Raw genomic sequence first — 13883 nt, 5'->3', positions numbered from 1 at the left:
TATAAGCGTTTATTTTTTTATTATTTTTTTAGAGTAGCCACTATTGGTAGAAAAAATATAAATCCCTTTTGATAAATTAGAAAAGTCAATTAATAAATCTGAATTATTTTTGTATTTCCCAGATTTGACAGTTTCACCTAAAATTGAAAATAAATTCCAGTAAAAATCTTCTGTACTTTTTACTTTCAATTGATGTTGAACTGGATTTGGAGATAAAACTACTGAAATGTTATTTCTAAACGATTCTGTATTGAGGGATTGATTATCCATAGAATATAAATCATTATAATGATTTATGTAAATTGAATCATCAATACTAAAAGAAACGTTAGCAAAAGCAAAAGTATTATTCACTAAACCAGAAGTATCTCCAAGTACAAAGTTAGGGTTTTCTGTATCTGAAAATAGATATAAAACTGGTGAATTAAATCCTGTATTATAAGTTATAATTACCTTATTATCAACTGCAAAAATATCAACGATATATCTGTTATTTTCAAAAGGAACAAGTGTTTCTGCATTGGTATTCTGCCAAGTTTTACCATTATCATCTGAATAAAATACGGCAGTTTTATTAGTTATACTAGATATGGATGCTCCTAAAAATAATCTACCAGTTCCATTACTAGCCAATATACTACCGTACATTGTGTTAGGTAAGCCAGTTGTTTCAATTGGTTGCCATGTAGTACCATTATCCGTACTTTTTGTAATATATTCATTACTTGATGCTAAATAACTTGGATTAAGAGAAACCCACGTATTATTTACAGATACAATACCATAATTAACTTTACTTGACGATGTTACTAATGGCTTCCACGAATTATCATCTATTTTCTTATAATAAGCAGCATTAACTGTTAAACTATTATAAGCCACTATGTAGTCATTACCAAGTTTTTTTAAGATAAAAGCATCTTTCTGTCTACTTTTAATGCCATAAAAGTGCGGTAAACCAATCGTGTCTAACACCCATGAATTTCCATTGTCTTTAGAATAATAATATAGGTAATCTGATGTTGGCAATTTAAGAGATGCATATACCCTATCTTTAACACCAACATATTGAGCTATAGAGCCATAATCATTTGTTAAAATACCTTTGGGTTCGCTCCAAGTACTACCTTTATCTTTTGAATAAATAAAGCTGTTAAATAGTGAGCTTCCATTATTTCCAGAAGCATAAATAGTGTCGTTTAAGTTGCCAATTACCATAGATCCTACAATTTTTCCTTTTTCGTTTACTTGATAATTCTTCCAGTTTTGTGAATAGGTAAGCATGGCAACCAAGAATGATATAATAAATAGTTTTAGTTTCATTTTTAATAATTAAATTTTGATAAATCAAAAGAAAAATTATTGCAAACAAAAAAAAATACGACATATGTCGTATTTTTTTTGTTTAATATTATTGAAAAATTTAATAATCTCCTAAAGTTTCTGGATTTTGAGCTAAAGCATTTTCTAATTGTTCATCATTTGGAGCTTTACCATGCCAAGCGTGAGTGTGCATCATAAAATCTACTCCATTACCCATTTCTGTATATAACAAAATACATACTGGTTTTCCTTTACCTGTTAACGATTTTGCTTCTGATAAACCAGCTAATATTGCTTCAATATCATTACCTTCTTTTACTTCTAAAACATACCAACCAAAAGCTTCAAATTTTGCTTTAATGCTTCCCATTGGTAAAACATCATCTGTAGCTCCATCAATTTGCTTTCCATTTAAATCAATAGTACAAATAATATTGTCTACCTTTTTTGCTGATGCATACATGATTGCTTCCCAGTTTTGACCCTCTTGCAATTCTCCATCTCCATGTAAAGAATATACTAGTTTATCATCACCATTTAATTTTTTAGCTTCAGCTGCTCCAAGAGCTACAGACATACCTTGACCTAAAGATCCTGATGCAATTCTTACACCTGGTAAACCTTCGTGAGTAGTTGGGTGCCCTTGTAAACGAGAATCTATATGTCTAAATGTTGCTAATTCTGATACTGGAAAAAATCCACTATGAGCTAATACACTATAATAAACAGGAGAAATATGTCCATTAGAAAGGAAAAATAAATCTTCGTTTTTACCATCCATGGTAAAATCTGTAGAATAATCCATTACTTCTTGATATAAACAAGTAAAAAATTCGGCACATCCTAAAGAACCTCCTGGATGTCCTGAATTTACAGCATGCACCATTCTTAAAATATCTCTACGAACTTGTTGTGTAAAGTCTTGTAATTGTTGTGTAGTAGGCATTGTAAATTGTAATTATTTAGACAACAAAAATACAAAAGTGTTTGAATAACAAATCGATTTAAAAATTATTTATTTCAGATTTATTAACAACATAACTAAACGTCATTACAAAGGATGAAAGACTGAAGTAATCTACTGAAAGATTGCTTCGTAAACTCGCAATGACAGCACTACTAAGTTTTCTGTTTCTTCTTTTTAGCAGCTGGAAACAACACATTGTTTAAAATTAATCTGTAACCAGGTGAAGTAGGATGCAAATCTAATTCTGTTTTTGGATCTCCTACTCTATGTGTATAATCTTCTGGATCATGACCACCATAAAAAGTAAACATACCTTTACCTTTGGTTCCATGAATATATCTGGCTTCTCTATTTGTTTTATTTTCACCCAAAACCAAAACATTAGATTTTACAGTGTTTCTATCAAATGAAGTGGTTTGCCCCATAAATCCTTTAACTAAAATGGTATGATTTTGAGTAAGCATAGTTGGGACTGGATCCCATTTTGCAGAGAATTCTACCAAAGAAAAATAATCTGAGGTTTTTGGAATTCTACGTTTTCTTGTCATATCAATAGAAGAAAACTCATAAGTTGTTGGACTTCTTACCAAGTCAAAATTTGTAAAAGCAAACGTTTTATTATAATCTATTTTTGATTGATAATTAGGCTCAGATGCATCACCATCAAACATAGCTTCTGCAATATCTACACCTTCTGCAGCTAAGGCTATATCAAAACTGTCTGTAGCTGAACACATTGCAAACATAAATCCGCCTCCAATAACGTAATCTCTAATTTTTTTTGAAACCGCTAATTTTTCTTCAGACACTTTATTAAAACCTAATTCTTTTGCCAGTTTTTCAGCATCTTTTTTCCCTTGAATGTACCAAGGAGCAGTTCTAAAAGAGCCATAAAATTTTCCATATTGGCCAGTAAAATCTTCATGATGTAAGTGCAACCATTCATATAATAATAATTTATCTGCTAACACTTCTTTGTCATAAATAACATCAAAAGGGATTTCTGCATAGGTTAACACCATAGTTACTGCATCATCCCAAGGCATTTTATCTTTTGGAGAATAGACTGCTATTTTTGGAGCTTTTTCTAAGGTTACAGCTTCTTGATTAGATGAGGGTGATGAAATTTCTTGTAAAATAATTTGCGATTTAGCATCCGAAATTACTTGATAAGACACGCCTCTAATTCTACATTCGTTTTCTACAGCTTTATTATTTTCTATTAAAAAAGCACCTCCATCATAATTTAATAACCATTTAGATTTTAAACCTACTTCAAGAGAATAGTAGACAATACCATATGCTTTTAAATGATTTTTTTGATTATCATGATCCATTGGGATATAAATAAAAGATGCCCATGAACAGAATGATGACAATAAAAATAGTAAAAATAAAAACGGTTTCTTCATAATCAAAAACTAAAATACACAATTACTTTTGAGCAATTGTGTATTTGATAATATTTTAGTTTTTATTTAAGAATTTACAATAACCTCTGTGAATTCTACAATAATATTATTGATATCTATTTGTTGTTCTTTTATCATTTTAAATTTAATTTTTGGTTAATTTTTAGAATGGTACATCATCATCATCTCCAAAAGCATCTTTAGGTTCTATTCTTTGGTTTGGTGAAAAATCATCATCATCAAAAGGATTATTCATAGACGATTGGAATTCTGAACTAAAACCTTCTTCTAAATCAGAGAATTTAGCTAAATGCCCTGTAAACTTTAAACGTATGTTATCTAAACCACCATTTCTGTGCTTAGCTACTATAAATTCTCCTTGACCTTCACAAGGTGTATGATCATCATCATCCCATTCTGTCATACCATAATATTCTGGTCTAAAAATAAAGCTTACAATATCTGCATCTTGCTCAATAGCACCAGATTCACGTAAATCTGATAATAAAGGTCTTTTAGATCCTCCACGTGTTTCTACAGCTCTCGATAATTGAGATAATGCAATTACAGGTACATTTAATTCTTTGGCTAATGCCTTTAAGTTTCTTGAAATGGTAGAAATTTCTTGTTCTCTGTTTCCTCCTCCTTTTCCATTTCCTCCAGCTGTCATTAATTGTAAATAATCAATAACAATAATTCTTACATTATGCTGAGAAACCAAACGTCTTGCTTTTGCACGTAAATCAAATATAGAAAGTGATGGAGTATCATCTATAAAAATAGGTGCATCAGATAATTTTTTAACCTTAACATTTAGTTGTTCCCATTCATGTGGTTCTAAATTACCTTTTCTTAATTTTTCTGATGTTAATCCTGTTTCAGAAGAAATCATCCTAGTTATTAATTGTACAGATGACATCTCTAAAGAAAATACAGCAACTGCATGATTAAAATCGATAGCCATATTTTTAGCCATAGAAATCACAAAGGCAGTTTTACCCATACCTGGTCTTGCTGCTATAATAATTAAATCTGAAGGTTGCCAACCAGAAGTTAGTTGATCTAATTTGGTGAAACCTGTTGCCAAACCAGACATACCTTCTTGATTACCAATTTCTTGTATCTTTTTTAAGGCTTGTTTTACAAGTGAACCTGCATCTTCTGAACTCTTTTTTAAGTTACCTTGAGTAACTTCGAACAACTTACCTTCTGCTTCATCTAACAAATCGAAAACGTCTGTAGATTCATCATAAGAACTTTCTATGATTTCTGATGAAATTGAAATTAATCTTCTTTGAATATATTTTTGTAAAATAATTCTTGCATGAAATTCAATATGAGCTGAAGAAGCTACTTTTTGTGTTAAACGAATTAAATAAAAATCACCACCAACCAAATCTAATTTTCCCTTCTTTCTCAACAAGTTAGATACTGTTAATAAGTCTATAGGTTCAGAATTTTGGAATAATTCATAAATGGCAGCATATACTTCTTGATGCTTAACATCATAAAAAGCATCTGAATGCAAAATATCAATTACATCATCAATACCTTTCTTGTCAATCATCATTGCACCTAACACAGCTTCCTCTAAATCAACTGCTTGTGGTGGAATTTTCCCTTTCTCAAGAGAAATAATTCTTGATTTATCTATTTTAGTCCCAGCTATGGCATTCGTTTTCTCCATGACACAAATGTATATTTTTAGCTTTAATTTGCTAACATTAAATTAACATTTATTTGTACACAATTATTGTAAATAAAATTGTTATTATGTTGTTAATAACCTGTTCACTTTTTCAACCTTGATTTTCATATTTTTACGATAATGAAATGGCATAAAACACAAATTTTACTAGCGCTTTTTTTACCAATACAAATGTTATTGATGCGATTGGCAGAAAATAACCCTAGTTTTATTGAAGCATATTACTCTAATGGAATTTATCCTTACATATCAAAATTTTTAAGATTACTTTTTGGGTGGATACCTTTTTCAATCGGTGATATGCTAATAAGTTTATTACTGTTTTATTTATTACGTTTTGTTGTTTTAGTGGTTAAAAATAAGTTTAAAAACTTCATTCCAAAAATGATTAAACTTATTGCTTCTTTTTCAATTTTATATTTCTGTTTTTACCTTTTCTGGGGTCTTAATTATTACAGAGAACCTTTATCAGAAAATCTAGGACATACACAATCAAAATACACAACAGAAGAACTTGAAAAAGTTACTAATTATATAATTAATAACCTAAACCATTATCAATTAGAAATTACTAAGAATGATACAGTAACTGTTATAAACCCTTATTCAGATGTTAAAATTTATGATTTAGCAATAAATGGATATGAAAATCTAGCTAAAGATTTTCCTCAACTTTCTTATAAATATGCATCAGTAAAAAGCTCTTTAATGAGTACTTTACAAACTTATAATGGTACTTCTGGATATTTAAACCCATTAACAGGAGAAGCTCAGGTAAATAGTTTAGTTCCAAAAACGAGCTATCCAACTACTACTTGTCATGAAATGGCACATCAAATAGGATTTGCAGCAGAAAATGAAGCCAATTTTGTAGGGTTTTTAGCTGCAAATTATAATACTGATGTTTATTTTAAATATTCTAGTTATAGAATGGCTTTTAGTTACTGCATATCAGAAGTTAGAAAACGTGACCCTAACTTATCTCAAAAGCTTTGGAAAAAAGTACATAAAGGAGTTATTAAAGATTTTAATAAAAGTTATCAATTTTGGAAAGAATATGAAAATCCTTTTGAACCACTTATGAAAAAAGGATATAATGCTTATTTAAAAAGTAATAAACAAACAAAAGGCACTGATTCTTATAATTATGTTGTTGACTTATTTATTTCTCATTTTAATAAGTATAATCAGTTTTAAATTCTTAAAATTTTGTTAAAAGCCTTAAATAGAAGTATTAAATGAGTGCTTCTATCTAAATTTATAAACTATTCAATAAATTCAAACTACATGAGAAAACTATTTTTCTTACTCTTTTTTCTGTCGTTTTCAATCGTGAAAGCACAAGATTATTTTCCTACAGACAAGGGGGTAAAAACTTCAGAGAAAAAAATGTTTGCACTTACTAATGCAACCATTTATGTAACCCCAACAGAAGTTATAAAAAAGGGGACATTATTAATTAAAGATGGTAAAGTTGTAGAAGTTGGTAAATCTGTTAAAATTCCTAAAGGAACGATTACAACAGATTTAGATGGTAAAAGCATATACCCATCTTTTATAGATATTTACACAGAATTTGGTTTACCAAAACCAAAGAGAACTCCAAGAGGACGTGTTACACAATATGAACCTTCACGTGAAGGATACTATTGGAATGACCATATTAGACCAGATACAAACCCTATTGAGAATTTTAAATTCGATAATAGAAAAGCAAAAGATATGATAAATGCTGGTTTTGGAGTTGTAAATACTCATTTACATGATGGTATCATTAGAGGTAATGGATTAATTGTTGCCCTAAGTCCAAACTCTTCAAATGCATATAGAATTTTAGATCAAAAATCTGCACAGTTCTTATCATTTAATAAAAGTAGAAAATCTAATCAAGCTTACCCTTCTTCTAGAATGGGTGCTATGGCTTTATTACGCCAAACATATTTAGATGCAGATTGGTATGCTAAAGGAAATATGGAAAACAAAGATTTAGCACTAGAAGCTTTAAATAGAAATAAAGATCTAGTTCAAATTTTTGAAACTGATAACTGGTTAGATGCAACTAGAGCTGATAAAGTTGGAGATGAATTTAACATTCAATATACCATAGTTGGTTCTGGAGATGAATATGAAAGAATTGCAGATATTAAAGCTTTAAATGCTAACTTTATTATTCCTATTAATTTTAGTAATGCTTACGATGTTTCTAATCCGCTTTTAGCGCAACAAATTTCTTTAAGAGATATGCGTAAATGGAATCAAGAACCTTCTAATTTAAGTGTGCTTTCTAAAAATGGAGTAAATTTTGCGTTAACTACACGTAGTTTAAAATCTGTAAAATATTTTCACAAAAATTTACAAAAAGCTATTAAATATGGTTTTGATAAAGAAAAAGCATTAGCTTCTTTAACAACTATTCCTGCATCTATTTTAGGAAAAACAGATATTGGAAATCTTAAAAAAGGAAGTTATGCTAACTTTTTAATTACTTCTGGAGATATTTTTGATGCTAAAACTACAATGTATGAAAATTGGGTTTTAGGTGATAAAAATGTTATCAATGATATGAATATTAAAGATATCACTGGTGATTATATGTTATCTGTCAATAATAAAAATTATGACTTATCTATAACTGGTAAAGGAGCAAAACAAACTGGTTCTATAAAACTAAATGATAAAAAAGTTAAGTCTAAATTTTCTTTTAAAGATGATTGGATTTCTATCATATTAAATGAAGAAGATGGTTATACTAGATTAACAGGAAAAGTTATTAATGCTGCTAATGTAATGCAAGGAACTGCTTACGATACAGAAGGGAACGAATCTTCTTGGTCTGCAAGTCAAAAAATGCAAAAAGGAGCTAATAAGAAAGAAGCTTCTAAAAACAAAAAGAAATCAGATGATATTATTGTTGTCCCTGTAAGTTATCCAAACTTAGGTTTTGGTAACTACACACAACCAAAAACTGAAACTATTTTAATAAAAAATGTAACAGTTTGGACAAGTGAAGATGCTGGCATTTTAGAAAATACTGATGTTTTATTAGAAGATGGTAAAATCTCAAAAATTGGTAAAGATTTAAAATCTAGAAGAGCCACTGTAATAGATGGTACAGGTAAACATTTAACTGCTGGTATTGTTGATGAACATTCACATATTGCTGCTTCTTCTATAAATGAAGGTGCACAAAACTCTTCTGCAGAAGTTACCATTGAAGACGTTGTAGACCCAACAGATATTAATATTTACAGAAATATTTCTGGAGGTACTACATCTGCTCAAATATTACATGGTTCTGCAAATCCTATTGGAGGTCGATCTGCAATTATTAAATTAAAATGGGGAGAAAATGCTGAAGGCATGATTTATAAAAACACTCCTAAATTTATAAAATTTGCATTAGGTGAAAACGTAAAACAATCTAGAAGTGCAAATGGTGTGAGATTTCCACAAACAAGAATGGGTGTAGAACAATTATTTGTAGATTATTTTACTAGAGCTAAAGAATATGATGCTTTAAAGAAAAGTGGTAAGCCTTATAGAAAAGATATTGAAATGGAAGTAATTGCTGAGATTTTAAACAAAGAGCGTTTTATTTCTTGTCACTCTTATGTACAGTCAGAAATAAATATGTTGATGAAAGTTACAGAGAGATTTAATTTTAATGTAAATACATTCACACATATTTTAGAAGGTTATAAAGTAGCAGATAAAATGGCTGAACATGGAGTTGGTGGGTCTACTTTTTCTGATTGGTGGGCATACAAATACGAAGTAAATGATGCAATTCCTTTTAACGCAGCAATAATGCATAATGCTGGTGTAACTGTAGCAATAAATTCTGATGACAGAGAAATGTCTAGACGTTTAAATCAAGAAGCTGCTAAAACTATTAAATATGGTGGTTTATCTGAGTTAGAAGCTTGGAAAACAGTAACTATAAACCCTGCTAAATTATTACATATAGATGATAGAGTTGGTAGTATTAAAGAGGGTAAAGACGCAGATGTAGTGCTTTGGTCTAATCATCCAATGTCTATTTATGCTAAAGTAGAAAAAACAATTATAGAAGGTAAAGTATATTTTGACAGAGAAAAAGATAAGAAAAAACGTAAAGCAATTGCAGAAGAAAAAAGTCAACTTATAACTATGATGTTAAACGAAAAATTAGGAGGTGGAAAAACAAGAGTTCCTATGAAAAGAAAAGATAGAAACTTTGAGTGTGACACTTTAGAAGAACTTAAAAACTAAGAAAGATGAAAAAAATAATATACAGTTTGATGTTTTTCTTTTTAATGATTAACATAAACGCTCAACAAACACCAGCAGCTAAACAATCTAATCCTATATCTATAGAAGGTGCAACAGCACATCTTGGAAATGGACAGGTTATAGAGAATTCATTAATAATGTTTAGTGATGGTAAAATTACCTTTGTAGGCTCTGCAATGATGAGAATTGCAAGAATAGGAACAGTTATTAATGCAAAAGGTAAACACATTTACCCAGGGTTAATTGCTACAAATGCCTCTTTAGGATTAGCAGAAATTGACGCTGTTAAAGCAACAAGAGATTTTGATGAAGTAGGTACTATGAATCCTCATATTAGAAGTTTAATCGCTTATAATGCTGAGAGTAAAGTAGTAGAATCTATGAGACCAAATGGAGTCTTAATGGCTCAAATAACACCAAGAGGTGGTTTAATTTCTGGTACATCATCAATAGTTCAATTAGATGCTTGGAATTGGGAAGATGCTTCTATAAAAACAGATGATGCCATTCATATGAATTGGCCAGGTAGCTTTACTTCTGGTAGATGGTGGTTAGGAGAAGATCCTGCATTAAAAGCAGATCCAAATTATGGAAAAAATATTGATGAAATAAAACAATACTTTTTAAATGCTAAAAATTATTTGGCAAGTAATAGTGATACAAAACATATTCCTTACGAATCTACAAAAGGCTTATTTGATGGTTCTACTAAACTATTTATACATGCAAGTGGTGCAAAAGAAATTACAGATGCCATAACAATTTGTAAAGAATTAGGAATAAACAATTTAGCATTAGTTCATGGTGAAGGTGCAGATAGTGTTGCAGACTTACTTGTAAAAAATAATGTTGGAGTTGTTTTAGACAGACCACATAGAAACCCAAATAGTGAAGATGATGCTTACGACTACACATATACTATTGCTAAAACTTTAGTAGATAAAGGAGTTTTAGTATGTTTAGGCATGGAAGGTCAAATGGAAAGAATGAATACAAGAAACTTACCATTTTATGCAGGTACATTTGCTGCTCATGGCTTAGACAAAGAAGTTGCTTTACAATTACTTACTTCTAATTCTGCAAAAATTTTAGGGATTGATGATAAAGTAGGTACTTTAGAAGTTGGTAAAGATGCTACTCTTTTTATTTCTGATGGAGATGCTTTAGATATGAGAGGTAATGTTTTATCAAAAGCCTTTATTCAAGGAAGAGATATCAGTTTAGAAACTCATCAAACTAAATTGTGGAAACGTTATTCTAATAAATACAGGTCTAAATAATTTTTAAGACTTACAAAATTAAAGCTCTGATTTTATCAGAGCTTTTTTTATGACAAAAATCTTAATTTAAATTATCTTTGTCTGTAATGAAAGAAATAACAAGCATACAAAATGCTTACATAAAGAATTTACTGAAACTTCAAGAAAAATCTAGAGAACGTAAAAAACAAGGGCTATTTTTAATTGAAGGTAAACGTGAAATATCTTTAGCTATTGAAGCTAATTATGAATTTGATACTATTTTATTTGATAGTGATTTAATCTCAGAACAAAAGGTTTTAACTTTATTTGATTCAACTATTAATTATATAAAAATATCAAGAGAAGTTTATCAAAAACTAGCTTACAGAGATTCTACTGAAGGACTTATTGCTGTAGCTAAATCAAAAGATTTCTCTTTAAAAAACATTCAGTTTTCTAATAATTATCCTTTAATACTTATAGCAGAAAGTATTGAAAAACCTGGTAATATTGGTGCTTTACTTAGAACTGCAGATGCTGCAAAACTAGATGCTGTTTTTATTGCTAATCCTAAAGGAGACTTATACAATACAAATATAATTCGTTCTAGTGTGGGTTGTTTATTTACTAACCAAGTTGCTACTGGTTCATCAAAAGAAATTATCGATTTTTTAAGAGAAAAATCAATAGATATTTATTCAGCTACATTACAAAACTCAAACGAATATTATAAAGAAGATTATAAAAAAGCTACTGCTATTGTTGTAGGGACAGAAGCTACTGGCTTATCAGAAATTTGGAGAACAGAAGCTACGCAAAATATAAACATACCAATGCAGGGCAAAATTGATTCTATGAATGTTTCTGTTGCAGCTGCAATTGTTATCTTTGAAGCTAAGAGACAAAGAGGATTTAAAATATAGAAAATGAAAATATTAGGAATCGATATTGGAGGTTCAGGCATTAAAGCTGCCATTGTTAACACAAAAACAGGAGAGTTATTAACAGAAAGACACAGAATAGCAACTCCAAAACCAGCTACACCTAATGCTGTTGCAAAAGTAGTAAAAGAAATGGTTGAGCATTTCGATTGGAAAGATGCTGTTGGTTGTAGTTTTCCTACAACTATTGTAGATGGTAAATGTATTCATTCAGGAAACTTAAGTAAAAAATGGCTAAATATTAAGGTAGACAAACTTTTTAGAAAAGAATGCCATATTCCTTTTTATGTAAGTAATGATGCTGATTTAGCAGGTGTTGCAGAAGTAAATTTAGGAGCTGGAAAAAAAGAAAAAGGAGTAACCATTGTAATAACAATTGGTACAGGAATAGGTTCTGGCCTTTTTTATAATAAAAAATTAATTCCAAATTTAGAATTAGGTAAAATGCTACATTCTAATGGAAAAATCATTGAGTATTATACAGCAGATTCTATTAGAAAAAAAGAAGATTTAAGTTTAAAACAGTGGGCTTTACGTTTTGATGAATTATTAGAATATACAAGAATTGTTTTTTCGCCAAGTTTAATAATTTTAGGTGGTGGTATTAGTAAAAAATACGATCAATTTAAAGAATATTTAACTACAGATGTTAAAGTAAAAGTCGCTGAGTTTAGAAATAATGCAGGTATAATTGGAGCTGCAATGTATGCACATAAAAGATTAAAAGATTAATGCAACCTACAACAGTATTTTATATTCTAATTGCTATAATTATTATCAGTTTTCTAATTGATAAAATATTAGATGTTTTAAACACGAAGCATTTTGATGATAAAATACCCGAAAAATTAGCTGATGTTTATGATGAAGAAGAATACAAAAAATCACAAGAATACAAAAAAACAAATGCAAAGTTTTCTAATATAACATCAACATTTTCAATAGTTTTAACAGTAAGCTTTTTCTTTTTTGATGGTTTTAAATATGTAGACAATTTTGCAAAAAGTTTTACAAATCACCCAATTTTAGTAGCTCTAATTTTCTTTGGAGTTATTTTAATTGGTTCAGATATATTAACCACGCCTTTTTCATATTATAAAACTTTTGTAATAGAAGAAAAATTTGGTTTTAATAAATCTACAAAAACTACTTTTTGGTTAGATAAACTAAAAGGTTGGTTTATGACAATTGTTTTAGGTGGTACAATACTATCTTTAATTATTTTGTTTTATGAATTTGCAGGTAAAGATTTTTGGATTTATGCTTGGATTTTAGTTGCTTTTTTCTCTTTGTTTATAAATATGTTTTATGCAAAATTATTTGTGCCATTATTTAATAAACAAACACCATTAGAAGATGGAGAATTAAAATGGGCAATAGAAAAATATGCAAAAAAAGTAGGCTTTACCATTAACAATATTTTTGTAATTGATGGTTCTAAACGTTCTACAAAAGCAAATGCCTATTTTTCTGGATTTGGTTCTCAAAAAAGAATTACACTTTTTGACACTTTAATAAACGATTTAGAAACAGAAGAAATTGTGGCAGTTTTAGCTCATGAAGTAGGTCATTATAAAAGAAAACACATTATTTTTAATATAACTACCTCTATTCTATTAACAGGCTTAACACTATACATACTATCAATATTTATAAATACACCTGTATTATCTGAAGCTTTAGGAGTTTCCATTCCTAGTTTTCATATTGGCTTAATTGCTTTTGGTATTTTATATTCTCCAATATCTGAAATTACAGGTTTATTTATGAACTATATGTCTCGTAAATTTGAATATCAAGCAGATAATTATGCCAAAGAAACCTTTGCTGCAAATCCTTTAATTACATCACTAAAAAAACTATCAAAAAATAGTTTAAGTAATTTAACTCCTCATCCAGCATATGTTTTTATGCATTATTCACATCCTACTTTATTAGAAAGAGTTAAAAACTTAGAAAAATAAATACTTGCCAATTAAAATAGTTATTCATAAATTCACTTAAGATTTAAAAAGTCTG

General features: G+C 29.2%; 10 protein-coding genes. 6 read left to right on the top strand and 4 right to left on the bottom strand.

All coding sequences use genetic code 11. The annotated features are described in order from the left end of the window. Positions 1 to 9 precede the first annotated feature (9 nt). From ACFOWD_RS09930 to dnaB, 4 genes are all read right to left on the bottom strand, one after another. Positions 10 to 1323: a T9SS type A sorting domain-containing protein gene (locus ACFOWD_RS09930; RefSeq protein WP_377410212.1), complete on the bottom strand. Its 1314-nt coding sequence runs from the start codon at positions 1321 to 1323 to the stop codon at positions 10 to 12. A gap of 100 nt (positions 1324 to 1423) precedes the next feature. Continuing rightward, positions 1424 to 2269, bottom strand: a complete 846-nt coding sequence (locus ACFOWD_RS09925) for a transketolase (protein ID WP_377410210.1) — start codon at positions 2267 to 2269, stop codon at positions 1424 to 1426. A 173-nt stretch (positions 2270 to 2442) separates the two neighbouring features. Then, positions 2443 to 3627: an asparagine synthetase B gene (locus ACFOWD_RS09920; protein WP_377410987.1), complete on the bottom strand. Its 1185-nt coding sequence runs from the start codon at positions 3625 to 3627 to the stop codon at positions 2443 to 2445. A 238-nt stretch (positions 3628 to 3865) separates the two neighbouring features. Then, the gene (gene dnaB / locus ACFOWD_RS09915) at positions 3866 to 5389 is read right to left on the bottom strand and encodes a replicative DNA helicase (protein ID WP_377410208.1); all 1524 of its coding nucleotides are present in this window, start codon (positions 5387 to 5389) and stop codon (positions 3866 to 3868) included. Positions 5390 to 5530: 141 nt separating this feature from the next. Here dnaB and ACFOWD_RS09910 point away from each other — a divergent pair, with 141 nt between their 5' ends. The 6 genes from ACFOWD_RS09910 to ACFOWD_RS09885 all read left to right on the top strand — a co-directional run bounded on the left by ACFOWD_RS09910 (position 5531) and on the right by ACFOWD_RS09885 (position 13828). Then, a complete protein-coding gene (locus tag ACFOWD_RS09910) occupies positions 5531 to 6607 on the top strand; it encodes a DUF3810 domain-containing protein (protein WP_377410206.1) in 1077 nt (358 codons plus the stop codon). Positions 6608 to 6697: 90 nt separating this feature from the next. Beyond that, positions 6698 to 9661, top strand: a complete 2964-nt coding sequence (locus ACFOWD_RS09905) for an amidohydrolase family protein (RefSeq protein ID WP_377410204.1) — start codon at positions 6698 to 6700, stop codon at positions 9659 to 9661. 5 nt (positions 9662 to 9666) lie between these two features. Continuing rightward, positions 9667 to 10962: an amidohydrolase family protein gene (locus tag ACFOWD_RS09900; protein ID WP_377410202.1), complete on the top strand. Its 1296-nt coding sequence runs from the start codon at positions 9667 to 9669 to the stop codon at positions 10960 to 10962. Between the two features lie 86 nt (positions 10963 to 11048). Further along, positions 11049 to 11846, top strand: coding sequence for a TrmH family RNA methyltransferase (locus tag ACFOWD_RS09895; RefSeq protein ID WP_377410200.1), 798 nt, complete (start codon positions 11049 to 11051; stop codon positions 11844 to 11846). 3 nt (positions 11847 to 11849) lie between these two features. Then, positions 11850 to 12596 carry a polyphosphate--glucose phosphotransferase gene (gene ppgK / locus ACFOWD_RS09890; protein ID WP_298993329.1) on the top strand — a complete coding sequence of 249 codons (747 nt, stop codon included), beginning with the start codon at positions 11850 to 11852 and terminating at the stop codon, positions 12594 to 12596. Next, on the top strand, positions 12596 to 13828 hold the full coding sequence (locus tag ACFOWD_RS09885; RefSeq protein WP_377410198.1) for a M48 family metallopeptidase: 1233 nt from the start codon (positions 12596 to 12598) through the stop codon (positions 13826 to 13828). Before ppgK ends, ACFOWD_RS09885 begins: the two co-directional genes overlap by 1 nt. Positions 13829 to 13883: the final 55 nt, after the last annotated feature.

Origin of the sequence: Polaribacter marinivivus, from assembly GCF_042651285.1 — a bacterium.
Classification (GTDB): Bacteria; Bacteroidota; Bacteroidia; order Flavobacteriales; family Flavobacteriaceae; genus Polaribacter; species Polaribacter marinivivus.
This window is presented reverse-complemented; position numbering and strand designations above follow the sequence as displayed.

Bases quoted from the DNA above. Each gene is read 5' to 3' on its own strand.
- ACFOWD_RS09900 (WP_377410202.1), top strand. From the start codon at position 9,667: ATGAAAAAAATAATATACAGTTTGATGTTTTTCTTTTTAATGATTAAC.
- ppgK (WP_298993329.1), top strand. From the start codon at position 11,850: ATGAAAATATTAGGAATCGATATTGGAGGTTCAGGCATTAAAGCTGCC.
- ACFOWD_RS09905 (WP_377410204.1), top strand. From the start codon at position 6,698: ATGAGAAAACTATTTTTCTTACTCTTTTTTCTGTCGTTTTCAATCGTG.
- ACFOWD_RS09895 (WP_377410200.1), top strand. From the start codon at position 11,049: ATGAAAGAAATAACAAGCATACAAAATGCTTACATAAAGAATTTACTG.
- dnaB (WP_377410208.1), bottom strand. From the start codon at position 5,389: ATGGAGAAAACGAATGCCATAGCTGGGACTAAAATAGATAAATCAAGA.
- ACFOWD_RS09925 (WP_377410210.1), bottom strand. From the start codon at position 2,269: ATGCCTACTACACAACAATTACAAGACTTTACACAACAAGTTCGTAGA.
- ACFOWD_RS09920 (WP_377410987.1), bottom strand. From the start codon at position 3,627: ATGGATCATGATAATCAAAAAAATCATTTAAAAGCATATGGTATTGTC.
- ACFOWD_RS09910 (WP_377410206.1), top strand. From the start codon at position 5,531: ATGAAATGGCATAAAACACAAATTTTACTAGCGCTTTTTTTACCAATA.
- ACFOWD_RS09930 (WP_377410212.1), bottom strand. From the start codon at position 1,323: ATGAAACTAAAACTATTTATTATATCATTCTTGGTTGCCATGCTTACC.
- ACFOWD_RS09885 (WP_377410198.1), top strand. From the start codon at position 12,596: ATGCAACCTACAACAGTATTTTATATTCTAATTGCTATAATTATTATC.